Here is a 21,824-nt window from a genome sequence, read left to right as displayed (position 1 = left end):
GCCATGGCTACGGAAATAACAGGGCTTTCGGCTCGCACGCTGGCGCGCGCCGTGGCCAGCGGCGAATTGAGTGCGCTGGCGGTCGTGGAAGCCTTCATCGACCGGGTGCACGAGAAAGCGGCGATCGGCGCCTGGGAGCACTTTGAGCCCGATGCCGTGCGGGCTCAGGCCCGTGCGCTGGACGCAAGCCCGACGACCCGTGGTGGACTGCTCGCCGGCGTGCCGGTGGGGGTCAAGGACCTCATCGACACGGCCGACATGCCCACTACCTACGGCTCGCCGATCTACCGAGGACACCGCCCCGCGCTGGATGCGGCCTGCGTGGCCCTGACACGTAGCGCGGGGGCCGTGGTGATGGGTAAAACCGTCACCACGGAGTTCGCATGCTATACGCCGGGTGTCACGCGCAATCCACGCAGCCCGGCCGGCATGGTTCACACGCCCGGGGGCTCTTCCAGCGGGTCGGCGGCCGCCGTGGCGGCCGGCATGGTGCCGCTGGCATTCGGGACGCAGACGGCGGGGTCCATCGTTCGGCCAGCCGCTTTTTGCGGGGTGGTCGGCTACAAGCCGAGCTTTGGCACGGTCTCCACTGCCGGGGTCAGGCCGCTTGCCCAAAGCCTGGATACGGTGGGTGTGCTGGCGCGTACGGTCGACGACGCCGCCTGCTTCGTCAGTGCACTCACGGGATGGATGCTGGTTCCGCGCGAGATCGACGGACTGCGGGTGGGACTATGCCGCACACCGTACTGGTCGCAGGCAGGCGTCGACACTGAGCGCGCGATGGCAGCGGGCGCTGACGCTTTCTCCCGCATGGGCGCCAAGGTGTCCGATGTCGTGCTGCCGCCCCTGTTTGAGGGGCTCAACGAGGCACAGGCGGTTCTCATGGCGTACGAGGCGGCGGCTTCCTTCAAGGCGGTGCCCGTGCCTGATCGCGCCCGATTCAGTGCGCCATTCGCTCAGATGCTCGAGGGCGGTGCAAGGACACCAGGCGAAGCGGCTATCGCGGCGCGCCGCCTTGCAGCCGAGGCGCGCGCTGCCTTGCGTGAGGTGCTCGCTCCGTTTGACGTCGTGCTCGCTCCCAGCACGGTGGGTGAGGCTCCAGTCGGCCTGGATTCGACGGGCGACCCGCTCTTCTGCCGCATGTGGACGGTGCTGGGAAGCCCCTGTGTGCATGTGCCTACGGGCGTTGGCGCTACCGGCATGCCGATCGGTGTGACGATAGTCGGTTCTTTGTATGGTGACGCCTTGGCGTTGTCGGCCGCCCACGCGCTCGAACAGCACCTTTTGTCGTCGCACTGAGGGATGACAAGGGAAGACGAGATGAACGAGGAAATTGCTGCCATTGCTTGGCAAGCCACCAGTGCGGTCGATCACGACCGCGTCCAGTCACGCATTGCGGAGCTGGCCCGCTTCGGCGGACGATCTGATGGCGGGGTAGCGCGCGAAACCCTCTCATCCGTCGATCGTGCGGCGCGCCGCTTCCTGGTCGAACAGGCCCGTGCCTTGGGCTGTGATGTGGCGGTCGATGACTGCGGCAATCTGTTTTTCCGGCGACCGGGCACGGAGGCGTTGCCCCCGGTGCTGACGGGGAGCCATGCCGACACACAGCCGGTCGGCGGGAAGCTCGATGGCGCTTATGGCGTGATCGCGGGCCTGGAGGTCATTGCGGCCCTGAACGATGCCGGGATCCGTACACGGCGGCCGGTCGAGGTCGTTGCCTGGACCAACGAAGAAGGCTGCCGCTTCGGTCCTGGCGCCATGGGCTCGAGTGCGTTCGTGGGCGCCGCAGACCTGACGGAGTACCGCAAGTCGACCGACGGCCATGGGGTTACATTTGGCGAGGCGCTCGACGAGGCCCTGGCCGAGATGGCCGACGTGCGGCGTTGCCCCATGGGGACGCCGCTTTCCGCCTACGTGGAACTGCACATCGAGCAGGGGCCGGTACTCGAGCAAGCGGGGCTGCCGTTGGGCGTGGTGACGGGCATCCAGGGCGTGCGCTGGTACCGCGCCACGTGCCTCGGGCAGGCCAGCCACGCCGGCACCACACCCATGGAGCGGCGGGCCGACGCCATCGTGGCGGCGACTGGCATGGTGCAACGCTTGAATGAGGCCGCCGCCCAGGTGCATCCCGCCTTGCGCGTCACCATGGGCAGCTGGGTCGTCGAGCCGAATTCCATCAACACGATCGCCGGGAAAGTCGTCTTTACGGTCGACGCGCGCTGCCCGGATGACGCAGCGCTCGATCGGTTCGAGGAAATATTGAATCGGACCGTCACCGCCTGGGACTGGCGCGGAGAAGCGACGCTCGATCGCTTTTTCTGCAAGGCGCCCACCATCTTCCACGCGTCGGTACTCGAGGTCGTCGCACAGGCTTGCGACGAGGTGAGCAAGCAAGCCGGGTTTGATGCGGCCGTTCGCCTGAGTTCGGGCGCGTTCCACGATGCCATGTACATGGCGCAGCATTGCCCGTCCGCGATGATCTTCGTGCCGAGCATCGCCGGTATCAGTCACAACGCGGCGGAAGCCACAGCTCCCGAGCCTCTGACATTGGGGGTCCGGGCGCTGGCGCATGCTGTGGCGTCCCTTGCCCTGTGAGCGAAGCCATCGTTGTGAGTCTTTCACATTGGACCTCGCCTTCGTTTGCCAAATCCAGCGCGATGCCGTATAGTGTGCGTCTTCGCCTCGTTGCGTCCGGCATTTCGGGCCTGAACGCGGCGATTGGATAGCGACATTGCCTTGCGCGGCCGTTTACGGTTTGCCGGGCAGGAATTTCAACCCAGAGCCCTGTGCGATTTTGTGCTGGCTTGACGGGACCAAAACTGGCTGCGTGGCTGCTGAAAACCCGATGGGTGTTCTCGGCTTCGTTGTTAAGTTGGAACAGGAAAAATCATGATCCAAATGCAGACCACGCTGGACGTGGCCGACAACACCGGTGCACGTTCCGTCATGTGCATCAAGGTGCTGGGCGGCTCCAAGCGCCGTTATGCCGCGATTGGCGACGTCATCAAGGTGTCCGTCAAGGAAGCGGCCCCTCGCGGGCGCGTCAAAAAAGGCGAAATCTACAACGCCGTGGTGGTGCGTACCGCCAAGGGCGTGCGCCGCAAGGACGGCTCGCTGATCCGCTTTGGCGGGAATGCGGCCGTGTTGCTCAACGCCAAGCTCGAGCCCATCGGCACGCGCATCTTCGGACCGGTCACGCGCGAACTGCGCACCGAAAAGTTCATGAAGATCGTGTCCTTGGCGCCCGAAGTCCTGTAAGGAACCGATCATGCAGAACATCCGCAAAGGCGACGAAGTCGTCGTTCTCGCAGGCCGCGATCGCACTCGTCGCGGCACGGTGCTGGACCTGGTGGGCACGGACCGTGTCCTGGTCGAAGGCATCAACGTCGTGAAGAAGCACGCCCGGGGCAACCCGATGGCGGGTACCCAGGGCGGGATCGTCGACAAGACGCTGCCCATCCACATCTCCAATGTAGCGCTCTACAACCCCGAGACCGGCAAGGGCGACCGCGTGGGCGTCAAGGTCGTGGACGGGGCCAAGGTCCGCATTTTCCGCTCCAACGGCTCCGTCGTTGGCGCGAAGGCATAAGGGGCGCAATAAATGGCTCGTTTACAAGATCTCTACCGCTCCAAGGTCGTTCCTGACCTGCAGGCGAAGTTTCAGTACCATTCGGTCATGGAGGTGCCCCGCATCACCAAGATCACGCTGAACATGGGCGTCTCCGAAGCGGTCGCTGACAAGAAAGTCATCGAGAACGCCGTCGGCGACATGACCAAGATCGCCGGCCAGAAGCCCGTGGTCACGCACACCCGCAAGGCTATCGCCGGATTCAAGATCCGCGAGAACTACCCGATCGGCTGCATGGTCACCCTGCGCGGCTCGCGCATGTATGAATTCCTGGACCGCCTGGTCTCCGTGGCGCTGCCGCGCGTGCGTGACTTCCGCGGTGTGTCCGGCCGGGCATTCGACGGCCGCGGCAACTACAACATCGGTGTGAAAGAACAGATCATCTTCCCGGAAATCGAGTACGACAAGATCGATGCCATTCGCGGGATGAACATCAGCATCACCACCACCGCAAAGACCGACGAGGAAGCCAAGGCGCTCTTGAGCGCATTCAGCTTCCCCTTCCGCAACTAAGGGGCTGACGTGGCAAAACTTTCCCTCATCAATCGCGACATCAAGCGTTCCAAGCTGGCGGCCAAGTTCTCCGCCAAGCGCACCGCGCTGAAAGCGATCGTCGACGACCAGTCGAAAACCGACGAAGAGCGCTACCAGGCTCGCCTGGCGCTGCAACAGCTCCCGCGCAACTCGAACCCCACTCGCCAGCGCAACCGCTGCGTGGTCACGGGCCGCTCGCGGGGCGTGTACAGCAAATTCGGTCTCACGCGCCACAAACTGCGTGAGATGGCCATGCGCGGGGAAGTCCCCGGCATGACCAAGGCAAGCTGGTAGGAGAACCATTCATGAGCATGAGCGATCCCATCGCCGATATGCTGACCCGTGTGCGTAACGCACAGATGGTCAACAAGACGTCGGTTTCCATGCCCTCCTCCAAGCTGAAGGCAGCCATTGCTGCCGTGCTGAAGGACGAGGGCTACATCGAAGATTTCCGCGTGGCTGGCGAACAGACCAAGCCGCAGCTGGAAATCACCTTGAAATACTACGCCGGCCGCCCGGTGATCGAGCGCATCGACCGCGTCTCGCGCCCCGGCTTGCGCATCTACAAGAGCAGCGCCACGATTCCCCAGGTCATGAACGGTCTGGGCGTGGCTATCGTCTCCACGCCGCGCGGCGTGATGACGGACCGCAAGGCCCGCGCCAATGGCGTGGGCGGCGAAGTGCTCTGCTTCGTGGCATAAGGAGGTCATCACATGTCACGTATCGCCAAATACCCGGTCGCGCTGCCCAAGGGCGTGGAAGCCACAATCAGCGCCGGACAGATCGCCGTCAAGGGCCCGCTGGGTTCGTTGACCCAGGCGCTGGACGGCCGTGTGCGCATCTCTCAGGAAGACGGCCACCTGACCTTCGTCGCGGCCGACGAATCCCGCGAGGCCAACGCCATGTCCGGCACCGTGCGTGCGCTGGTGCATAACATGGTCACAGGCGTCAGCGCCGGTTTCGAACGGCGTCTGAACCTGGTGGGCGTGGGTTTTCGCGCCCAGGTCCAGGGCAAGACACTGAAAATGCAGCTCGGCTTCTCGCACGACGTGCTGCACGACATTCCCGAAGGGATCAAGATCGAATGCCCGTCGCAGACCGAAATCGTGGTCAAGGGCTCCGACAAGCAGGCCGTCGGTCAGACGGCCGCCGAGATCCGCGCTTACCGCGAACCCGAACCCTACAAGGGCAAGGGCGTGCGCTATGCGGACGAGCGCGTGATCCTGAAAGAAACCAAGAAGAAATAAGCGCGCAGGCAAGGACGAATCATGGATAAAAAACTTTCCCGTTTGCGTCGTGCTACGGCGACCCGCCGCAAGATTCACGAACTGCGCGTGCATCGCCTGTCGGTGCATCGTACGAATCTGCACATTTACGCCAACATCATTTCGCCGGAAGGCGACCGCGTGCTCGTCAGCGCTTCCACGCTGGAGCCCGAAGTCCGCAAGGAACTCGCCAGCCAGAAGGCCAACGGCGGCAACACGGCGGCTGCCACGCTGGTCGGCAAGCGCGTGGCCGAAAAGGCCAAGGCGGCCGGCATTGAACTCGTCGCCTTCGACCGTTCGGGCTTCCGTTATCATGGCCGCGTCAAGGCGCTGGCCGAAGCCGCGCGTGAAGCCGGCTTGAAGTTCTGAGGAAATCAAATGGCTAAAGAACAACGCAAGCACGCCGATCAGGAACGCGATGACGGCATGCGCGAAAAGATGATCGCGGTCAACCGCGTCAGCAAGGTCGTCAAGGGTGGTCGCACCATGAGCTTTGCCGCGCTGACCGTGGTGGGCGATGGCGATGGGCGCATCGGCATGGGCAAGGGCAAGGCTCGCGAAGTCCCCGTTGCCGTGCAAAAGGCCATGGAACAGGCCCGTCGTGGCCTGATCAAGGTCGCCTTGAAGAACGGCACGCTGCATCACACCGTGGTGGGCAAGCATGGCGCCTCCACCGTGCTGATCTCGCCTGCTGCCGAAGGTACCGGTGTGATCGCCGGCGGCCCGATGCGCGCGATCTTCGACGTCATGGGCGTGCGCAACGTGGTGGCCAAGAGCCTGGGCTCCAGCAACCCTTACAATATGGTTCGCGCGACGCTCAACGGTCTGCGCGCCTGCTCCACCCCGGCGGAAATTGCGGCCAAGCGCGGCAAGACCGTCGAAGAAATCCTGGGGTAAGACATGGCTGAACAGAAACAAATCAAAGTCACGCTCGTGCGCTCCACCATTGGCACGCTCAAATCGCACCGCGACACCGTGCGCGGCTTGGGCCTGGGCAAGGTCAACAGCAGCCGTGTCCTGACCGACACTCCCGAAGTCCGTGGGATGATCCGCAAGGTGGATTACCTCGTCACGGTTTCGGAAGCCTGAACAAAGGAATCCAGATGGCTATCACTCAACTCAATACGCTCGCACCGGCCGAGGGCTCCAAGCGTCCGCGCCGTCGCGTGGGCCGTGGCATCGGTTCCGGGCTGGGCAAGACTGCGGGCCGTGGCCACAAGGGCCAGAAGTCCCGTGCGGGTGGCTTCCACAAGGTCGGTTTCGAAGGCGGCCAGATGCCGCTGCAGCGCCGCCTGCCCAAGCGCGGCTTCACGCCGCTGGGCCGTCACCTGTACGCTCAGGTCCGCCTGTCGGATCTGCAGGCCCTGCCAGTCGAAGAGATCGACGTCCAGGTCCTGAAGGCGGCCGGCGTGGTCGGCGACATGGTGCGCTACGTCAAGGTCATCAAGACCGGCGAACTGAGCCGCAAGGTCGCCCTGAAGGGCATCAGTGCGACGGCCGGCGCGCGCGCCGCGATCGAAGCCGCTGGCGGTTCGCTGGCTTAAGGGGCAACAGCAGTGGCCAAGGATAAGGCTCATAAGCCCAGCGCAGGATACGGCGACCTCAAGCGCCGCGTCCTGTTTCTGGTGATGGCCCTGGTCGTTTACCGGCTGGGGACGCACATTCCTGTGCCAGGCATCAATCCGGATGCACTGGCGGATCTGTTCCGGCAAAACCAGGGCGGCATCCTGGGGCTGTTCAACATGTTCTCGGGCGGTGCCCTGGAGCGCTTCTCCGTGTTTGCGCTGGGGATCATGCCGTACATCTCGGCGGCGATCATCATGCAGCTCCTGGCGGTGGTGGTGCCCAGTCTGGAAGCCATCAAGAAAGAAGGCCAGTCCGGGCAGCGCAAGATCACGCAGTACACGCGCTATGGGACCGTGTTCCTGGCGCTGTTCCAGGCGGTCGGCATCTCGGTTGCGCTGCAGTCGCAGCCGGGCCTGGTGATCGACCCGGGGCTGACGTTCCGCGTGACCACCATCGTCACGCTGGTGACCGGCTCCATGTTCATCATGTGGCTGGGCGAGCAGATCACCGAACGCGGCATCGGCAACGGCATTTCGCTGCTGATCTTCGCCGGGATCGTGGCCGGCCTGCCCGGTGCGCTGGGCGGGATGCTGGATTTGGTGCGGACCGACTCCATGTCCGTGCTCTCGGCCCTGTTCATTCTGGTGATCGTCTTTGCGGTGACGTACTTCGTGGTCTATGTCGAGCGCGGCCAGCGCCGCATCACCGTGAACTACGCCAAGCGCCAGGTCGGCAACAAGCTCTATGGCGGCCAGTCCTCGCACCTGCCGCTGAAGCTGAACATGTCCGGGGTGATTCCGCCGATCTTCGCGTCGTCCATCATCCTGCTGCCGGCAACGGTGACGAGCTGGTTCTCCAGTGATCCGAACATGCGCTGGCTGGGTGATCTGGCAGCCGCCCTGTCGCCGCAGCAGCCGCTGTATGTGACGCTGTATTCCGGGCTGATCATTTTCTTCTGCTTCTTCTACACGGCGCTGGTGTTCAACAGCCGCGAGACGGCGGACAACCTGAAAAAGAGCGGCGCCTTCGTGCCCGGGATTCGTCCCGGCGAGCAGACGTCGCGCTACATTGACAAGATTCTGATGCGTCTGACGCTGGTGGGTGCCATCTACGTCACGCTGGTCTGCCTGTTGCCGGAACTGATGCAGATGCGCTGGAACGTGCCGTTCTACTTCGGTGGTACGTCACTGCTCATCATCGTGGTCGTGGCCATGGATTTCATGGCGCAGGCTCAGGCTTACATGATGTCCCAACAGTATGACTCGCTCCTGCGGAAGGCGAACTTCAAGGGTGCGGGCTTGCCCATGCGCTAAGGATCATGTCCAAGGACGACGTCATTCAGATGCAAGGGGAGGTGATCGAGAACCTTCCCAACGCAACGTTCCGTGTCAAACTTGAAAATGGCCACATGGTGCTGGGCCACATTTCGGGCAAGATGCGTATGCATTACATCCGGATTCTGCCGGGTGACAAGGTCACAGTGGAGCTCACGCCCTATGATCTGTCGCGCGCCAGGATAGTTTTCCGCTCCAAATAGGCGGCCGGTCGAAAACCAGGAGATCACCATGAAGGTAATGGCATCGGTAAAGCGGATCTGCCGCAACTGCAAGATCATCAAACGTCACGGGGTGGTGCGCGTCATCTGCACCGACCCGCGTCACAAGCAACGCCAAGGCTAAGGCCGGGCATCACGGATTTCACGAGGAACAGTCATGGCCCGTATTGCTGGCATCAATATTCCGCCGCATCAACACGCCGAGATTGGCTTGACCGCCATCTTCGGGATCGGGCGTGCGCGTGCACGCAAGATCTGCGATGCGAGCGGCATCGAATACTCGAAAAAGGTCAAGGACCTGAGCGACGACGAACTCGAGAAGATTCGCGCCGAGGTCCATCATTACTCGGTCGAGGGTGATCTGCGCCGCGAAGTGCAGCTCTCCATCAAGCGCCTGATCGACCTGGGCACCTATCGCGGCATGCGCCACAAGCGTGGCTTGCCCGTGCGGGGCCAACGCACCCGCACCAATGCGCGTACCCGAAAGGGCCCGCGCCGCGCAGCAGCGTCTCTGAAGAAATAACCAAGGATAGAACATGGCGAAAGCTCAAGCTAGCGGCGCCGCACGCGTCCGCAAGAAGGTCAAGAAGAACGTGTCCGACGGTATCGCACACGTTCACGCTTCCTTCAACAACACCATCATCACCATCACCGACCGTCAGGGCAACGCTCTGTCGTGGGCGACTTCGGGCGGCGCAGGCTTCAAGGGTTCGCGCAAGTCCACGCCGTTCGCAGCCCAGGTGGCTGCCGAATCCGCAGGCCGCGTGGCTCAGGAATATGGCATCAAGACACTGGAAGTCCGCATCAAGGGCCCGGGCCCTGGCCGCGAATCCTCCGTTCGTGCCCTGAATGCCCTGGGGATCCGTATCTCCAGCATTTCGGACATCACGCCGGTGCCGCATAACGGCTGCCGCCCGCCCAAGCGTCGTCGCATCTAAGGGGATCATCTTGGCTCGTTACATCGGACCCAACTGCAAGCTTTCGCGTCGTGAAGGCACCGACCTGTTCCTGAAGAGCGCCCGGCGCTCGCTGGACTCCAAATGCAAGCTCGAATCGAAGCCCGGCCAGCATGGCCGCACTTCGGGTTCGCGCACTTCCGACTTCGGTCTGCAACTGCGCGAAAAGCAGAAGCTCAAGCGCATGTATGGCGTGCTGGAACGTCAGTTCCGCCGGTACTTCCAGGAAGCCGAGCGCCGTCGCGGCAACACCGGCGAAACGCTCATCCAGTTGCTGGAGTCCCGCCTGGACAACGTCGTCTATCGCATGGGCTTCGGCTCCACGCGTGCCGAGGCGCGCCAGCTCGTGAATCACCGCGCTATCGAACTGAACGGTCATACTGCCGACATCGCCTCGATGCTGGTTCAGGCCGGCGACGTGGTGGCGGTGCGCGAAAGGGCCAAGAGCCAGATCCGCATCAAGGAATCCGTCGAACTGGCGACCGGCAACGGTCTGCCGCAGTGGGTCGAAGTCGATGCGACCAAGCTCTCGGGCGTCTACAAGCAGGCCCCTGATCGCCAGGACGTGGCCCACGACGTCAACGAGTCCATGGTCGTCGAACTGTACTCGCGCTGATTTTGCATTTTTTGTCCGATTGGCAGCCCACCGGTTCCGGTGGGCTGTGATCTTGTTCCGGTCTTTGCGCCGGTTCGTGTTTCCGTCAGCCTTATCGGTGTAACGAGCCGAGGGTATTGAAAAGGAATTTCCTCCATGTCTGCACAAGGTTTTCTCAAACCCCGCACCATCTCTGTCGAGGCCGTTGGCGCCAACCACGCCAAGGTCGTCATGGAGCCATTCGAGCGCGGTTATGGCCATACGCTGGGCAACGCACTGCGTCGCATCCTGCTGTCGTCCATGACGGGCTATGCACCGACTGAAGTCCAGATCAGCGGTGTCGTGCATGAATACTCCACCATCCCGGGCGTCCGGGAAGACGTGGTCGACATCCTGCTCAATCTGAAGGGCGTGGTCTTCAAGCTGCATAACCGCGACGAAGTCACCCTGCAGGTGAACAAGCAGGGTCCGGGCGCGTTCCGCGCCGGTGACATCGAGCTGCCGCATGATGTGGAAATCCTCAATCCCGACCACCTGATTGCCACCCTGACCGACAACGGCCGCATCGAGATGCAGATCAAGGTCGAGCAGGGACGCGGTTACGTTCCCGGCAACGTCCGCGCGCTGGTCGACGACCATTCCGCCACGATCGGCCAGATCGTGCTGGATGCCTCCTTCAGCCCGGTGCATCGCGTCAGCTATGCGGTGGAAAACGCCCGCGTCGAGCAGCGCACCGATCTGGACAAGCTGGTGCTGGATGTCCAGACCAATGGCGTGATCAGCCCCGAAGAAGCGGTCCGGCAGTCGGCCCGCATCCTGATGGACCAGATCTCGGTGTTTGCCTCGCTGGCGGACAAGGACACAGGCCAGCTCACCACCAGCACGCCGCTGGGTCAGGATGCCGCCATCGATCCGGTGCTGCTGCGCCCGGTGGACGACCTGGAACTGACCGTGCGTTCGGCCAACTGCCTGAAGGCCGAGAACATCTACTACATCGGCGACCTGATCCAGCGCACGGAAAACGAGCTGCTCAAGACCCCGAACCTGGGCCGCAAGTCGCTCAACGAGATCAAGGAAGTCCTGGCCGCACGCGGCCTGACGCTGGGCATGAAGCTCGAAAACTGGCCGCCCGTCGGCCTTGAGCGCCCATAATCAATTTTTAACCCCCACCTGGGCCGCGCCTTGTGCGATAGAAGATCCGGGTCATAGATTCAAAGGAAATCCAAATGCGCCATCGTTCCGGCCTTCGCAAACTCAACCGCACCAGCAGCCACCGGCTCGCCATGTTCCGCAACATGGCTGTCTCGCTGCTCACGCACGACGCCATCAAGACCACGCTCCCCAAGGCCAAGGAATTGCGCCGCGTGGTGGAACCCCTGATCACGTTGGGCAAGAACCCGACGTTGGCCAATCGCCGCCTGGCATTTGCCCGGCTGCGTGACCGCGACGCGGTGGCCCGGCTGTTCACCGAGGTCGCTCCCCGCTACCAAGCCCGCAATGGCGGCTATACCCGCATCCTGAAGATGGGCTTCCGCCAGGGCGACAACGCACCCATGGCGTTCATGGAACTGGTGGATCGCCCCGAGGTCGAGGTAGCCGCCGAGGAATGATCCCGCGCAGGCCGTCTGGATCACCAACAAGGGGCCGTGAGGCCCCTTTTTTTTGAGGCCCCACGCGTCGGGCGTGCCACAAGTACAATGACCGGGCTGTCTTTAGTTGGAAAATCATGCAAGCTCAGACTCCTGGCGTCGCCCCGGTGGCCGTGCGCAGCCAGAATGGCGCACCCACCGATGCCGTGCTGGTGCTCACCACGGCTCCTGATGCGCTGCTTGCCAAGCACATCGTCCACTGCCTGGTGGAAGAGTCCCTGGTCGCGTGCGCCCAGGTGGGGGCGGCCGTCACCGCCATGTATCTGTGGGAAGGCAGGCTGGAAGGCGGAGATGAATTCCCCATGACGTTGAAGACCACGACGGATGCCTTACCGGCGCTCCATGCCCGCCTGCGCCAACTGCATCCCTATCAGGTCCCTGAATTTCTGGTTCTGCCGGTCGCTGCGGGAAGCTGCGATTATCTGGACTGGACGGCCCAGGCGACGCGCGCAGCCGTGCGCGGTGCCGGGGGCTCATCCGGCGGACAGTTGCCGGATTCTGTGTGTTCCCCGAAGCATGATGCTGAAGAATGATTCCGTGACGTTGCGCCGATCTGACTCCGGCCGGATGGCCCTGACGGCCGTGCTCTGCACTTCAGGTCGCTGGCTGGCGGTTCTGGCTGCGTCACTGCTCATGCTGCTGGGTGGGTGGTCGGGGGCCGTGGCCGCAGATGATCAGTTTCTGGATCCGGCGGTGGCGTTCGTTACCACGGCTGCCATGCCTGATCCGCAGACGCTGGACGTCCACTACGCCGTGGCGCCTGGCTATTACATGTACCAGGAACGATTCGAGATACGGGTAGAGGATGCCCAGAATCACCTGCTGCTGTACCGCCCGTCGACGCTGACGCCACCCGATCTGCGCCCCGCGGGCGCGCAGTGGGGTATGCCGGTCATGTTCCCGCACGGTAGGGTGAAATACGACCCCACGTTTCAAAAAGACATGGAGGTCTACCACGGGGGAGTCACGCTGCGCATCCCGCTGCGCGCGGGGGCGGCAGCTCCGTTGCGGGTGACCGTGACGGGCCAAGGCTGTGCCGATCAGGGGTTGTGCTATCCGCCCATGACGCAGACCTTGCAGCTCGTGGCCGCTGCGGGGGGATATCGAGCGCAGGGGCCGCAGGTCCGTGCCAGCGTGCCCGGACCCGTGGACGAGGCGGCAGAATCGGCTCCCAGATCAGCGGGGGCAGGCTCCGGGCGCCTGAATCTGATTGGCGGGGTTGCCTCCGCTGCCGGGTCCGGGCAGGCGACCTCCGCATCAGCGGGTGCAGCCCTCGCCCCGAAAGCAGTTTCCTCCACCGGCCCGGCTGGTTCAGGCACCAGCTGGCTGGATCTGGGTGACACCGGTATGGCAGCCTGGCTGCATCAGGCGCCGTTGTGGCAGATTCTGGGACTCAGCCTGGTGTTCGGGATGTTGCTGTCCCTCACGCCCTGTGTGTTGCCCATGATTCCCATCCTGCTGGCTGTCGTCTCGGGAGGCCGGTCCGGCCCGACGAGCCGTGCGCGCGGGCTGGGCTTGGCGGCGGCGTATGTACTGGGCCTGTCGCTGGTCTACACCGCCCTGGGCGTGGCGGCGGGATTGCTGGGTGCGGGCCTGGCCGCCTGGCTGCAGTCGCCTTGGGTGATTGGCGCGTTTGCCGTGCTGCTCGCGCTCTTTGCGCTGGCCATGCTGGGGGTGTTCAACCTGCAGGTCCCGGTGGGGCTGCAGTCCGCGATACAGATGCGCTTGCAGCGTCTGCCGGGCGGCCGGGCGGGCGGGGTATTCGTCATGGGCATGCTGTCGGCGCTCATCGTGGGGCCTTGCGTCGTGGCGCCGCTGGCGGGCGTGCTGCTGTTCATTTCGCAGACTGGCGACGTCGTGGTGGGGGGCAGCGCGCTCTTCGCCATGGCTTGGGGCGAAGGTTTGATCCTGCTGGCGGTCGGTGCTGGCTCGGGTGCTCTGCTGCCGCGTGCCGGAGCCTGGATGGAGACGCTGAAGACGGGCTTCGGACTGCTGTTGCTGGCGACGGCCTGGTGGATGGCACGTCCCTTGTTGGGCGAGGCTTGGTACGCGGCTGGCTGGGTGCTGCTGGCATTCTGGACGGCGCTATTGCTGTGGAGCGCGGCCGGGGCGGCCGCGGGGGGCCTCTCTGCCTCGTCTTCCGCAGGCACTGCGATGGAGACGGCCGCACCGCTGCGGCTGCTATTGCGTGCCTTGGCACTGACTCTGTTGGCCTGGGGGCTGGCGCAGGGCGCCGGGCTGCTGGCTGGCGGACGTGATATGTTCAGGCCTCTGGCGCCTTTCGCTGCCCGTGGCGCTGGCGGGCCGGCCGGCCTGCCGGTGGCGGGCGCCTCTGCTGACCCGACGACCATCCGGGCCCGCTTCACACGGGTGACTTCCCTGGGCGATCTGCGCGCGCGGATCGCCGCCGCTGACCGGCCTGTGATGCTGGATTTTTACGCGGACTGGTGTGTGTCCTGCATCGAGATGGAGAGATTCACCTTCAGCGACCCCCAGGTAGCGGCCCGCATGGGTCGCATGCTGCTGCTGCAGGCCGATGTCACCCGCATGACGCCTGAAGATCGGGCATTGCTCAAGCAGTTCAACCTGTTTGGGCCCCCCGGCATCCTGTTCTTCGATGCCCACGGTCAAGTGGCCTCTGTAGCGCGCGTGGTGGGGTTCCTGAAGGCCGATGCCTTCGGGCGCATCCAGGACCGTGTGCTGGCGCGCACATCGGGTTGATCGATGTGCCCCCGCAGTTTGGTCTGGTGGTCGCGCAGCGGGGCGAAGGGCTGTTCAAGTGGCGGACGGGCGGCAGCGGTCCGCCATGGACCGCGCGGTTTCACGCATGGGCTGGCTGACTGCCTGGCTCTGTCCGAGTCTGTCCCAGAAGTCCAGCGCCATGGGCCGGGCGGTGCTGCCCAGGGCGCGTTCATCGGGCGCGAAGGGTGAATAGCGGGTTTCGAGCCCAAGCGCCGGGTTGGGTTTCCAGATCATCGGCAGCATGTCATAGATCGGAGCCGGCTCCAGCGGCCCGCTCGTGATTTCGTCGGGCTCCACAAAGAAAGACAGGTTGCCGCCGTGCATGTCGGCGTTGCCGATCAGCCGTCCAAAATGGAACACCGATTGTGTTCGTTGCATGTCTTCGTACCGCAGACGGCCGATGCGGGCCAGCGCCCGGGCGGTGTCGCCCCAGTGGGTGTAGCGTTCTTCCAGCAACCCTCGATGGACGGAACCAATGGCGATGACGTGACGCCGGCCCCTCGCGCCGACCCGATCGAAGCGCTCGCTGATCAGGTAAGCGCGATGCCCAGTAGACTGGAAGCGACTGCGAGCGCTTGCGATGCCATGGTCGCTCAGCACTTGGCCGGCCAGCGACTCCGCCTGGAGCAAGTCGTGCCAGCGGTCGCCGAAAGGTGTCCCCAGCGGGGGTGAGAACTTGATCAGCGCTGGTCTGGCCTGGCTGGGGTCGCTGGGCGCCGGTTCGGCCGTCAGCAGCGCCAGGAATTTCGGCTGTTCACCGCCCGCCGAGGAACCCGCCGGCAGGGTTCGCGACACATCCTCCGCGATTTCGTCCAGCGTCTGATCCATCATGGCGGCGTCTGGCGGCAGGACTGGTGGCGGTTCCGTTGCGGACAGCTCGCCGATCTCCAGGGCGCCGGTGTGATTGCCGATCTGGAGTGCGGAATACAGCACGTCTTCCGTGTTCCAGTGATCGGGATTGCCGTCCAGACCCTGGGTCGCGAGACGCTGTGCCTGGAGTCGCCCGAGGAATCCTTCCAGCTTCCAGGACGACAGATACCAGGGCAGCCCCTGGGTGGTCGTCTCGAACGCGCCCGCCTGAACGTGGATCAGGTCGCCGGTCAGAAACATCAGCGTGCCGATCTGTCGGGCGGTACCCCGGGAATCCGTCCAGTACAGTGACTGCTCGTGGTTCAGGCCGTGAATTTTCCGGGGAATCGAATAGCGGGTAGATCTCGCTCGACCGATCCGGGTGACTTCCTGATCCAGCACAGCCAGTAGCCGGGAAACCGCCGACTGGCTTTTTCCAAGGAAAGATTGAATCTGATTGGACGACGCCAGCCCCTGGCGCGTCAGAAACTCCAGCAGTCTGCGTTCATCGGCAGTCCGGTTTTGCATGGATATATGGGTAGATATAGGGGTAAGTTCAATTATCTTCCCAATTCGAACGGTCACACAAGTCCACGGGGCCGGATGCCGCTTCTGCGGGCCTGGGGACGATGCCCGCTCAGTCTTCCGTATCGTCGGTCTTCGTGACCTCACGGGCCGTGTCGGCCTCGTCCTGTTCCTCTGCGGCCTTGCGCTTTTCGATTATGGCGCCGGCCAGGATGCCGATCTCATAGAGCAGGCACAGCGGCCCGGCCAGCATGGTCTGGCTGAGCACGTCGGGCGGCGTGATGACGGCCGCCAGCACGAATGCGCCCACGATCACGTAGCCGCGCACCTCGCGCAATTTCTTGACGGTGACCATGCCCGTCTTGACCAGCAGGACCACGGCAATCGGGACTTCGAAAGCCACGCCAAATGCCAGGAACAGCGTCATGACGAAGTTCACGTAGTGCTCGATGTCCGGCATCATCTCGATGGAAGACGGCGCGATGCTGGCGAAGAACCGGAACACCGTGCGGAACACGACGAAGTAGCAGAACGCCATCCCCAGCAGGAACAGGATGGTGCTGGAGATGATGAGCGGCAGCGCCAGGCGCTGCTCGTTGCGGTACAGGCCGGGCGCGACGAACGCCCACACCTGGTAGAGCACGAAGGGCAGCGAGATCACGAAGGCCACCAGCAGCGTGACCTTCAGCGGCACGATGAAGGTGGTGGTGATGCCGATCGCCACCATGTGCGAGCCCTGCGGCAGCGCCGCCAGCATGGGGCGGGCCAGCAGGTCATAGATCCGGTCGGACCCAGGAAAGATGAACAGGATGATCGTGATCACCAGCACGGAGATCACGGCTTTCATCAGACGCGAACGCAGCTCGATCAGGTGCGAGAGGAAGGAATCCTGGGTATCTTCAGATGCGTCTGTCATGCCGGCATTCAGTGGCTGGATTCGGTGGATGTCGGGGCGGCAGCGGCGGGTGCCGGCGCATCAGGTGCAGCGGGCGCAGGTGCCACTGCGACTGTCGGTTTTGTCTCAGCCGTCAGTTCTGTCGTCGCTGCGACCGTTGGTGCTCCCGCAGTCGCAGCTGCCGGTGTCGGAGCCGGTGCTGTGGCGGCCAGTGCCGGCGTGCTCGCCGGATTCGTCACCGGCTCGGTCAGCGACTTGACGTCCAGTGCCTGGCGCGCTTCTTCCAGATCGCCCTTAAGCGCTTGCGCCGGGGCTTCCACGGCCGATTTGAATTCCTCGGCTGATGCGGTCAGTGACGTCTGTACCGAGCGCGCGGCGTCTTCCATCTGGTTCTTGATGTCACCGATGTCCTTCAGGTCCATTTCCTTCTGGATGTCGGACTTGACGTCATTCACATAGCGTTGAGCGCGGCCCAGCAGGTGTCCGACTGTACGGGCGACCTTGGGCAGGCGTTCGGGGCCGATGACGATGAGCGCGATGACGCCGATCACCATCAGCTCGCTGAAACTCATGTTGAACATGGAGCTTCCGGTCCAGCCGTTCAGGCGTCAGTTTTTTCGCGTGCCTGGACGTCAACGGTGTTGTTGTCCTGGACCTTTTGTGTCACGGTGGGTGCGGCAGGCGTGGCTTCGTTCTGGCCTTCGGTCTGGGCATCCTTCATGCCTTTCTTGAAGCCCTTTACGGCACCACCCAGATCTTCGCCGATGTTGCGCAGTTTCTTGGTGCCAAAAATCAGTGCAACGATGACCAGTACGATCAGCCAGTGCCAAATGCTGAAACTTCCCATGGGATCTCCTAGGCAGCCGGGGCCGCACGTTTGTTCCAGGGGCGCGCGCCGCCCAGAATATGAAAATGCAAGTGATCGACTTCCTGTCCGCCTTCGATGCCGGCGTTGGCCACGAGGCGAAAGCCGCCTTCTGGTAGCGGGTTGGCGCCGTTTTCGAACGCCAGTCTGGGGACGAGCCGCAGCATGCGCGCGAGCCATTCACCGTCTTGCGGCGCGATATCGGCCAGCGAAGCGATGTGGCGCTTCGGGATCAGCAGCAGATGCACGGGGGCGGCCGGGTTGATGTCGTGAAAGGCGATGAACTCGTCGTCCTCGTGCACGACCTTGGCCGGGATCTCGTGCCGGGCGATCTTACAGAACAGGCAATCGTGGCTCATGAGGTTCGGAAGGTGGGCCGGACATCGACCCGTCAAACTCGTATCTTGCCACATTTTGCGTGGCTGCTGGGTGGATCCGTTCTCAGGGCTGCTTGCGTGAGGCCTTTTCTTCCAGGCCAGACAAACCTTCCCGGCGCGCCAGTTCGGCCAGCACGTCTTCGGGCCGCAGGTTGAAGTGCGTGAGCGCCACCAGGCAGTGGAACCAGAGGTCGGCAGTTTCGGCCACGATGCGGTCAGGCTTGCCGTCCTTGGCGGCCATGACCAGCTCGGTGGCTTCCTCGCCGATCTTTTTCAGAAAGGCGTCCGGCCCGCGAGACAGGAGCTGAGCCGTATAGGATGTCTTTGGGTCGCCCCCGCGATCGGGGCGGCGCGTGGCCAGGGTGTCCGCCAGGCGGGCGAGCAGATCGGTAGAGGTATCGGGAACGGTCATGAGGTGTAGATATCGTGTGGGTCTTTCAGCACCGGGTCCGTCACTGTCCAGACGGGAGTCGACGGCACACCGTCCAGCCGGCGGAAGAAGCAGCTCTCGCGTCCAGTGTGGCACGCGATGCCCCCCGCCTGGGTGACTTTCAGCAGCAGCACGTCGCCGTCGCAGTCCAGACGGATTTCCTGAACGGTCTGGGTGTGGCCGGATTCCTCGCCCTTGCGCCACAGGCGCCCGCGTGAACGCGAGAAATACACGGCCTGACCCGTGCGCACGGTTTCCTGTACGGATTCGGCATTCATCCAGGCCATCATCAGGATCTTGTCCGTGTGGGCGTCCTGGGCGATGGCGGGAATGAGACCCTGCGTGTCGAAGTGGAGCTCTACCAGCCAGTCCGGTGGCAATGAGAGGGAGGAAGGATTCATGGTGCAGCGGGTTCCGGTACGTTCCGCACGGGGATGCCTTGGGCGGCCAGGTGGGCCTTGGCCTGTGCCAGTGTGTACTGCCCGAAGTGGAAAATGCTGGCGGCGAGCACGGCGCTGGCGTGGCCCTGGGTCACGCCGTCGGCCAAATGCTGGAGCGTGCCTACGCCGCCCGAGGCGATGACAGGAATGGGGACGGCATCCGATACCGCGCGCGTCAGCTCGAGGTCGAAACCGGACTTGGTTCCGTCCCGGTCCATGCTTGTGAGCAGCAGCTCGCCTGCGCCGGCGTCCGTCATGCGCCGCGCCCATTGCACCGCATCCAGGCCGGTGGGCTTGCGCCCGCCATGGGTGAAGATCTCCCAGCGCGGCGGCTCGCCGCTGGCGGAGACCCGCCGTGCGTCCAGCGCCACCACGATGCACTGCGAGCCGTGGTGACGCGCGGCTTCCACCACCAGCTCGGGGCGGGCCACTGCGGCACTGTTGATGGAGACCTTGTCAGCACCCGCGTCCAGCAACCGCTGGATGTCGGACACTTGGCGCACGCCGCCGCCCACCGTTAGCGGAATGAAGACCTGGCGCGCAACGGCCTCGATGATGGGCAGGATCAGTCCGCGGTCGTCCGATGTTGCGGTGATGTCCAGGAAGGTCAGTTCGTCGGCGCCCTGCTCGTCGTAGCGGCGGGCGATCTCGACCGGGTCGCCGGCATCGGTCAGGTTGACGAAATTCACGCCCTTCACTACCCGGCCGGCGTTCACGTCCAGACAGGGGATGATGCGGCAGCACAAGCCCGAACGGGGACCCGCGGAAGGTGCTGCAACGGTCATGCGGCAGGGCCTTTTGGGGCGTCGTCCACCGATCCGTTTCCGGTCTCGCCTTCCGGCTCATCATCGGATTCCGCCCTGGATTCGTCCAGTTCGTCGGCCAGTGCCTGGGCGCTGGCGAAGTCCAGTGTGCCCTCGTACAGGCTGCGGCCCAGAATCGCGCCGTCGATGCCTTCGCCCTGTACGGCGCACAGTGCGCGGATGTCGTCTAGGGAAGCCACGCCCCCGGAGGCGATCACCGGGACACGGACGTGCTGCGCGAGCCGTACCGTGGCTTCGATATTGACGCCCGAGAGCATGCCGTCACGCCCGATGTCGGTGTAGATGATGGACTCGCAGCCGTAGTCTTCGAACTTGCGCGCCAGATCCAGAACGTCGTGGCGGGTCAGCTTGGACCAGCCATCCGTGGCGATCTTGCCGTCACGCGCGTCCAGCCCCACGATGATGTGGCCGGGAAATGCCGAGCAGGCGTCGCTCAGGAACCCTGGGTCCTTGACCGCGGCCGTACCGATGATGACGTAGGACACCCCGTTGTCCAGGTAGTATTCCACCGTGTCCAGGTCGCGGATGCCGCCGCCGATCTGAATGGGGAAGTCCTCGTCCGTAGCGGCGATGATGGCCTCGATGGCGGCGCGGTTGCGTGGCTTGCCTGCGACGGCACCGTTCAGGTCCACCAGGTGCAGGCGTCTGGCTCCCTGGGTCACCCATTGGGTGGCCATGGAGGCCGGGTCTTCGGAAAAGAGGGTGGCGTCGTTCAGGTCGCCCTGGCGCAGGCGGACACAGTGCCCGTCTTTGAGGTCGATGGCGGGGATCAGAAGCATGATCGTCGGATTCGGTGCAGGAAAATGGGGGTTCAGACTCGGGGTCGATGCCTGGCCGCGGGCCGGGCACTAAGGCTGCCAGTGCACGAAGTTACGGTACATCTGCAGGCCGGGTGCAGCGCTCTTTTCTGGGTGAAACTGTACGGCAAAAATATTGTTGGCGGCAATCGCGCAGCAGAAATCCTGTCCATAGAGCGCGGTTCCGGCGATGGTGGCTTCGTTCAGGGGAACCGCGTAATAGCTGTGCACGAAGTAAAACGGCGTATCCTGCGCCACGCCCCCCCACAGCGGATGGCTGCGCGTCTGCCGCACGGCGTTCCAGCCCATGTGCGGCACCTTCAGCGCCATGGCGCCGCCGGGAGTGGCCTGGAAGGCCGGACCGGCGAATCGTTGCACCCGGCCGGCAAACAGCCCCAGGCCGGGCGTATCGCCCTCGTCGCTGCCTTCGAACAGCATCTGTTCGCCCACGCAGACGCCCAGCAGCGGCTTGTTGCGCGCCGCATTGAGCACAGCATCGTGCAGGCCAGACGACTGGAGCGTGCGCATGCAGTCCGGCATGGCGCCCTGGCCGGGGAAGACGATGCGGTCGGCCGAGGTGATTTCGGACGCGTGGCGAGCCAGGATGATGTCCTGGTCCGGGGCAGCGGCCTGCAACGCCCGTGCCACGGAGTGGAAGTTGCCCATGCCGTAGTCAACGATGGCGATGCGTGTCACGATGCGGGTCCTGGGTCGGTAGGGGGCTTATAGCGCGCCTTTGGTCGAAGGGATGGCGCCGCCGGCGCGCGGGTCGACTTCGGTGGCCATGCGCAGCGCGCGGCCGAAGGCCTTGAAGATCGTCTCGCACTGGTGGTGGGCGTTTTCGCCGCGCAGGTTGTCGATGTGCACCGTGGCTTGGGCGTGGTTCACGAATCCCTGGAAGAATTCCCGCGCCAGGTCCACGTCGAAGCTGCCGATACGCGCGCGGGTGTAATCCACATGGTAGAACAGGCCCGGGCGCCCGGACAGGTCCACGACCACGCGCGAGAGCGCTTCGTCCAGCGGCACATAGGCATGGCCGTAGCGGCGCAGTCCCGCCTTGTTGCCGGCGGCCTGGGCGAAGGCCTGGCCCAGCGTGATGCCCACGTCCTCGACGCTGTGGTGGTCGTCGATGTGGGTATCGCCCTGGCAGCGGATGTCCAGATCGAACAGGCCGTGGCGTGCGATCTGGTCCAGCATGTGGTCCAGGAACGGCACGCCGGTGTCCAGCGTGCGTTGTCCTGTCCCATCCAGATCGATGGATACGCGGATGCGAGTTTCCTGGGTATTGCGTTCAATCGTGGCGGTGCGCATGAAAGGTTTCGTCCGTCAGTT

At 64.0% G+C, this 21,824-nt stretch carries 32 protein-coding genes and 1 pseudogene; 22 read left to right on the top strand and 11 right to left on the bottom strand.

Features of this window, described 5'->3' with window-relative positions; genetic code table 11:
- Nucleotides 1-3: 3 nt before the first annotated feature.
- The 22 genes from EPN31_RS15485 (at nt 4) to dsbD (ending at nt 14,469) form a co-directional block, all read left to right on the top strand.
- Entirely contained in the window at nt 4-1,299 is a 1,296-nt protein-coding gene (locus tag EPN31_RS15485) for an amidase (RefSeq protein WP_291775295.1), read from the top strand.
- 21 nt (nt 1,300-1,320) lie between these two features.
- Nucleotides 1,321-2,595 (top strand): M20 family metallo-hydrolase, encoded by a 1,275-nt coding sequence (locus tag EPN31_RS15480; RefSeq protein WP_291775292.1) that lies wholly within the window; start codon nt 1,321-1,323, stop codon nt 2,593-2,595.
- A gap of 294 nt (nt 2,596-2,889) precedes the next feature.
- Nucleotides 2,890-3,258: a 50S ribosomal protein L14 gene (rplN, locus tag EPN31_RS15475; RefSeq protein ID WP_043678954.1), complete on the top strand. Its 369-nt coding sequence runs from the start codon at nt 2,890-2,892 to the stop codon at nt 3,256-3,258.
- Between the two features lie 10 nt (nt 3,259-3,268).
- Entirely contained in the window at nt 3,269-3,589 is a 321-nt protein-coding gene (gene rplX / locus EPN31_RS15470; protein WP_291775288.1) for a 50S ribosomal protein L24, read from the top strand.
- A gap of 12 nt (nt 3,590-3,601) precedes the next feature.
- Nucleotides 3,602-4,141 carry a 50S ribosomal protein L5 gene (gene rplE / locus EPN31_RS15465; protein WP_291775284.1) on the top strand — a complete coding sequence of 180 codons (540 nt, stop codon included), beginning with the start codon at nt 3,602-3,604 and terminating at the stop codon, nt 4,139-4,141.
- Between the two features lie 9 nt (nt 4,142-4,150).
- Nucleotides 4,151-4,456 carry a 30S ribosomal protein S14 gene (gene rpsN / locus EPN31_RS15460; RefSeq protein WP_291775282.1) on the top strand — a complete coding sequence of 102 codons (306 nt, stop codon included), beginning with the start codon at nt 4,151-4,153 and terminating at the stop codon, nt 4,454-4,456.
- Nucleotides 4,457-4,467: 11 nt separating this feature from the next.
- Nucleotides 4,468-4,863 (top strand): 30S ribosomal protein S8, encoded by a 396-nt coding sequence (gene rpsH, locus EPN31_RS15455; RefSeq protein WP_291775279.1) that lies wholly within the window; start codon nt 4,468-4,470, stop codon nt 4,861-4,863.
- A gap of 12 nt (nt 4,864-4,875) precedes the next feature.
- Nucleotides 4,876-5,409, top strand: a complete 534-nt coding sequence (gene rplF, locus EPN31_RS15450) for a 50S ribosomal protein L6 (RefSeq protein ID WP_291775275.1) — start codon at nt 4,876-4,878, stop codon at nt 5,407-5,409.
- A 21-nt stretch (nt 5,410-5,430) separates the two neighbouring features.
- On the top strand, nt 5,431-5,796 hold the full coding sequence (rplR, locus tag EPN31_RS15445; RefSeq protein WP_291775272.1) for a 50S ribosomal protein L18: 366 nt from the start codon (nt 5,431-5,433) through the stop codon (nt 5,794-5,796).
- Nucleotides 5,797-5,805: 9 nt separating this feature from the next.
- Complete coding sequence (gene rpsE, locus EPN31_RS15440) at nt 5,806-6,324, top strand: 30S ribosomal protein S5 (RefSeq protein WP_291775269.1); 519 nt, start codon at nt 5,806-5,808, stop codon at nt 6,322-6,324.
- A 3-nt stretch (nt 6,325-6,327) separates the two neighbouring features.
- Nucleotides 6,328-6,516: a 50S ribosomal protein L30 gene (gene rpmD, locus EPN31_RS15435; protein ID WP_291775265.1), complete on the top strand. Its 189-nt coding sequence runs from the start codon at nt 6,328-6,330 to the stop codon at nt 6,514-6,516.
- A 14-nt stretch (nt 6,517-6,530) separates the two neighbouring features.
- Nucleotides 6,531-6,971 carry a 50S ribosomal protein L15 gene (gene rplO, locus EPN31_RS15430; protein ID WP_291775262.1) on the top strand — a complete coding sequence of 147 codons (441 nt, stop codon included), beginning with the start codon at nt 6,531-6,533 and terminating at the stop codon, nt 6,969-6,971.
- A gap of 12 nt (nt 6,972-6,983) precedes the next feature.
- Nucleotides 6,984-8,306, top strand: a complete 1,323-nt coding sequence (secY, locus tag EPN31_RS15425) for a preprotein translocase subunit SecY (protein ID WP_291775259.1) — start codon at nt 6,984-6,986, stop codon at nt 8,304-8,306.
- 5 nt (nt 8,307-8,311) lie between these two features.
- Nucleotides 8,312-8,530, top strand: a complete 219-nt coding sequence (gene infA, locus EPN31_RS15420; RefSeq protein ID WP_043678924.1) for a translation initiation factor IF-1 — start codon at nt 8,312-8,314, stop codon at nt 8,528-8,530.
- Nucleotides 8,531-8,558: 28 nt separating this feature from the next.
- Nucleotides 8,559-8,672 carry a 50S ribosomal protein L36 gene (gene rpmJ, locus EPN31_RS15415; RefSeq protein ID WP_003805360.1) on the top strand — a complete coding sequence of 38 codons (114 nt, stop codon included), beginning with the start codon at nt 8,559-8,561 and terminating at the stop codon, nt 8,670-8,672.
- Between the two features lie 33 nt (nt 8,673-8,705).
- Entirely contained in the window at nt 8,706-9,071 is a 366-nt protein-coding gene (rpsM, locus tag EPN31_RS15410; RefSeq protein ID WP_291775095.1) for a 30S ribosomal protein S13, read from the top strand.
- A gap of 13 nt (nt 9,072-9,084) precedes the next feature.
- Nucleotides 9,085-9,486 carry a 30S ribosomal protein S11 gene (gene rpsK, locus EPN31_RS15405; protein WP_291775092.1) on the top strand — a complete coding sequence of 134 codons (402 nt, stop codon included), beginning with the start codon at nt 9,085-9,087 and terminating at the stop codon, nt 9,484-9,486.
- Nucleotides 9,487-9,496: 10 nt separating this feature from the next.
- Entirely contained in the window at nt 9,497-10,120 is a 624-nt protein-coding gene (gene rpsD / locus EPN31_RS15400; RefSeq protein ID WP_291775090.1) for a 30S ribosomal protein S4, read from the top strand.
- A 135-nt stretch (nt 10,121-10,255) separates the two neighbouring features.
- Nucleotides 10,256-11,251 carry a DNA-directed RNA polymerase subunit alpha gene (gene rpoA, locus EPN31_RS15395; protein WP_291775087.1) on the top strand — a complete coding sequence of 332 codons (996 nt, stop codon included), beginning with the start codon at nt 10,256-10,258 and terminating at the stop codon, nt 11,249-11,251.
- A gap of 74 nt (nt 11,252-11,325) precedes the next feature.
- Nucleotides 11,326-11,709: a 50S ribosomal protein L17 gene (gene rplQ / locus EPN31_RS15390; protein WP_291775084.1), complete on the top strand. Its 384-nt coding sequence runs from the start codon at nt 11,326-11,328 to the stop codon at nt 11,707-11,709.
- 116 nt (nt 11,710-11,825) lie between these two features.
- Nucleotides 11,826-12,281: a divalent-cation tolerance protein CutA gene (gene cutA / locus EPN31_RS15385; RefSeq protein ID WP_291775081.1), complete on the top strand. Its 456-nt coding sequence runs from the start codon at nt 11,826-11,828 to the stop codon at nt 12,279-12,281.
- Nucleotides 12,265-14,469: a protein-disulfide reductase DsbD gene (gene dsbD / locus EPN31_RS15380; protein WP_291775079.1), complete on the top strand. Its 2,205-nt coding sequence runs from the start codon at nt 12,265-12,267 to the stop codon at nt 14,467-14,469. Before cutA ends, dsbD begins: the two co-directional genes overlap by 17 nt.
- A gap of 54 nt (nt 14,470-14,523) precedes the next feature.
- Here the strand turns inward: dsbD and EPN31_RS15375 are convergent, their stop codons facing one another.
- The 11 genes and pseudogenes from EPN31_RS15375 to hisB all read right to left on the bottom strand — a co-directional run bounded on the left by EPN31_RS15375 (nt 14,524) and on the right by hisB (nt 21,803).
- Nucleotides 14,524-15,867, bottom strand: a complete 1,344-nt coding sequence (locus EPN31_RS15375; RefSeq protein WP_291775076.1) for a HipA domain-containing protein — start codon at nt 15,865-15,867, stop codon at nt 14,524-14,526.
- Between the two features lie 109 nt (nt 15,868-15,976).
- On the bottom strand, nt 15,977-16,780 hold the full coding sequence (gene tatC, locus EPN31_RS15370) for a twin-arginine translocase subunit TatC (protein ID WP_291775073.1): 804 nt from the start codon (nt 16,778-16,780) through the stop codon (nt 15,977-15,979).
- A gap of 8 nt (nt 16,781-16,788) precedes the next feature.
- Entirely contained in the window at nt 16,789-17,340 is a 552-nt protein-coding gene (gene tatB / locus EPN31_RS15365; RefSeq protein WP_291775070.1) for a Sec-independent protein translocase protein TatB, read from the bottom strand.
- A 20-nt stretch (nt 17,341-17,360) separates the two neighbouring features.
- On the bottom strand, nt 17,361-17,606 hold the full coding sequence (gene tatA / locus EPN31_RS15360; protein WP_291775067.1) for a Sec-independent protein translocase subunit TatA: 246 nt from the start codon (nt 17,604-17,606) through the stop codon (nt 17,361-17,363).
- A gap of 8 nt (nt 17,607-17,614) precedes the next feature.
- On the bottom strand, nt 17,615-17,983 hold the full coding sequence (locus EPN31_RS15355) for a histidine triad nucleotide-binding protein (protein WP_291775064.1): 369 nt from the start codon (nt 17,981-17,983) through the stop codon (nt 17,615-17,617).
- An 82-nt stretch (nt 17,984-18,065) separates the two neighbouring features.
- Nucleotides 18,066-18,413, bottom strand: coding sequence for a phosphoribosyl-ATP diphosphatase (locus tag EPN31_RS15350; protein WP_291775060.1), 348 nt, complete (start codon nt 18,411-18,413; stop codon nt 18,066-18,068).
- On the bottom strand, nt 18,410-18,832 hold the full coding sequence (gene hisI / locus EPN31_RS15345; RefSeq protein ID WP_291775057.1) for a phosphoribosyl-AMP cyclohydrolase: 423 nt from the start codon (nt 18,830-18,832) through the stop codon (nt 18,410-18,412). Before hisI ends, EPN31_RS15350 begins: the two co-directional genes overlap by 4 nt.
- Entirely contained in the window at nt 18,829-19,656 is an 828-nt protein-coding gene (gene hisF, locus EPN31_RS15340; protein ID WP_291775053.1) for an imidazole glycerol phosphate synthase subunit HisF, read from the bottom strand. Before hisF ends, hisI begins: the two co-directional genes overlap by 4 nt.
- An 80-nt stretch (nt 19,657-19,736) precedes the next feature.
- Nucleotides 19,737-20,474: pseudogene (gene hisA / locus EPN31_RS15335) on the bottom strand (1-(5-phosphoribosyl)-5-[(5-phosphoribosylamino)methylideneamino]imidazole-4-carboxamide isomerase); the annotation flags it as partial.
- A gap of 69 nt (nt 20,475-20,543) precedes the next feature.
- Complete coding sequence (gene hisH, locus EPN31_RS15330) at nt 20,544-21,188, bottom strand: imidazole glycerol phosphate synthase subunit HisH (RefSeq protein ID WP_291775050.1); 645 nt, start codon at nt 21,186-21,188, stop codon at nt 20,544-20,546.
- A 27-nt stretch (nt 21,189-21,215) separates the two neighbouring features.
- Entirely contained in the window at nt 21,216-21,803 is a 588-nt protein-coding gene (gene hisB, locus EPN31_RS15325; protein ID WP_291775046.1) for an imidazoleglycerol-phosphate dehydratase HisB, read from the bottom strand.
- Nucleotides 21,804-21,824: the final 21 nt, after the last annotated feature.

It is taken from the genome of Castellaniella sp., from assembly GCF_004321985.1.
GTDB lineage: Bacteria > Pseudomonadota > Gammaproteobacteria > Burkholderiales > Burkholderiaceae_B > Castellaniella.
The sequence above is the reverse complement of the archived record's forward strand: the minus strand, read 5'-3'. Positions and strand labels throughout refer to the sequence as shown.

What these genes read in the sequence shown, in the direction of transcription:
- infA (WP_043678924.1), top strand. Translation starts at nt 8,312, where the DNA reads ATGTCCAAGGACGACGTCATTCAGATGCAAGGGGAGGTGATCGAGAAC.
- rpoA (WP_291775087.1), top strand. Translation starts at nt 10,256, where the DNA reads ATGTCTGCACAAGGTTTTCTCAAACCCCGCACCATCTCTGTCGAGGCC.
- tatC (WP_291775073.1), bottom strand. Translation starts at nt 16,780, where the DNA reads ATGACAGACGCATCTGAAGATACCCAGGATTCCTTCCTCTCGCACCTG.
- rpsK (WP_291775092.1), top strand. Translation starts at nt 9,085, where the DNA reads ATGGCGAAAGCTCAAGCTAGCGGCGCCGCACGCGTCCGCAAGAAGGTC.
- rplQ (WP_291775084.1), top strand. Translation starts at nt 11,326, where the DNA reads ATGCGCCATCGTTCCGGCCTTCGCAAACTCAACCGCACCAGCAGCCAC.
- rpsH (WP_291775279.1), top strand. Translation starts at nt 4,468, where the DNA reads ATGAGCATGAGCGATCCCATCGCCGATATGCTGACCCGTGTGCGTAAC.
- tatA (WP_291775067.1), bottom strand. Translation starts at nt 17,606, where the DNA reads ATGGGAAGTTTCAGCATTTGGCACTGGCTGATCGTACTGGTCATCGTT.
- hisB (WP_291775046.1), bottom strand. Translation starts at nt 21,803, where the DNA reads ATGCGCACCGCCACGATTGAACGCAATACCCAGGAAACTCGCATCCGC.
- EPN31_RS15375 (WP_291775076.1), bottom strand. Translation starts at nt 15,867, where the DNA reads ATGCAAAACCGGACTGCCGATGAACGCAGACTGCTGGAGTTTCTGACG.
- rplE (WP_291775284.1), top strand. Translation starts at nt 3,602, where the DNA reads ATGGCTCGTTTACAAGATCTCTACCGCTCCAAGGTCGTTCCTGACCTG.
- EPN31_RS15480 (WP_291775292.1), top strand. Translation starts at nt 1,321, where the DNA reads ATGAACGAGGAAATTGCTGCCATTGCTTGGCAAGCCACCAGTGCGGTC.
- rplN (WP_043678954.1), top strand. Translation starts at nt 2,890, where the DNA reads ATGATCCAAATGCAGACCACGCTGGACGTGGCCGACAACACCGGTGCA.
- EPN31_RS15485 (WP_291775295.1), top strand. Translation starts at nt 4, where the DNA reads ATGGCTACGGAAATAACAGGGCTTTCGGCTCGCACGCTGGCGCGCGCC.
- cutA (WP_291775081.1), top strand. Translation starts at nt 11,826, where the DNA reads ATGCAAGCTCAGACTCCTGGCGTCGCCCCGGTGGCCGTGCGCAGCCAG.
- hisF (WP_291775053.1), bottom strand. Translation starts at nt 19,656, where the DNA reads ATGACCGTTGCAGCACCTTCCGCGGGTCCCCGTTCGGGCTTGTGCTGC.
- rplX (WP_291775288.1), top strand. Translation starts at nt 3,269, where the DNA reads ATGCAGAACATCCGCAAAGGCGACGAAGTCGTCGTTCTCGCAGGCCGC.
- rpsM (WP_291775095.1), top strand. Translation starts at nt 8,706, where the DNA reads ATGGCCCGTATTGCTGGCATCAATATTCCGCCGCATCAACACGCCGAG.
- EPN31_RS15350 (WP_291775060.1), bottom strand. Translation starts at nt 18,413, where the DNA reads ATGACCGTTCCCGATACCTCTACCGATCTGCTCGCCCGCCTGGCGGAC.
- rplR (WP_291775272.1), top strand. Translation starts at nt 5,431, where the DNA reads ATGGATAAAAAACTTTCCCGTTTGCGTCGTGCTACGGCGACCCGCCGC.
- rpsE (WP_291775269.1), top strand. Translation starts at nt 5,806, where the DNA reads ATGGCTAAAGAACAACGCAAGCACGCCGATCAGGAACGCGATGACGGC.
- rpmJ (WP_003805360.1), top strand. Translation starts at nt 8,559, where the DNA reads ATGAAGGTAATGGCATCGGTAAAGCGGATCTGCCGCAACTGCAAGATC.
- rplO (WP_291775262.1), top strand. Translation starts at nt 6,531, where the DNA reads ATGGCTATCACTCAACTCAATACGCTCGCACCGGCCGAGGGCTCCAAG.
- hisI (WP_291775057.1), bottom strand. Translation starts at nt 18,832, where the DNA reads ATGAATCCTTCCTCCCTCTCATTGCCACCGGACTGGCTGGTAGAGCTC.
- tatB (WP_291775070.1), bottom strand. Translation starts at nt 17,340, where the DNA reads ATGTTCAACATGAGTTTCAGCGAGCTGATGGTGATCGGCGTCATCGCG.
- rplF (WP_291775275.1), top strand. Translation starts at nt 4,876, where the DNA reads ATGTCACGTATCGCCAAATACCCGGTCGCGCTGCCCAAGGGCGTGGAA.
- EPN31_RS15355 (WP_291775064.1), bottom strand. Translation starts at nt 17,983, where the DNA reads ATGAGCCACGATTGCCTGTTCTGTAAGATCGCCCGGCACGAGATCCCG.
- rpmD (WP_291775265.1), top strand. Translation starts at nt 6,328, where the DNA reads ATGGCTGAACAGAAACAAATCAAAGTCACGCTCGTGCGCTCCACCATT.
- dsbD (WP_291775079.1), top strand. Translation starts at nt 12,265, where the DNA reads ATGATGCTGAAGAATGATTCCGTGACGTTGCGCCGATCTGACTCCGGC.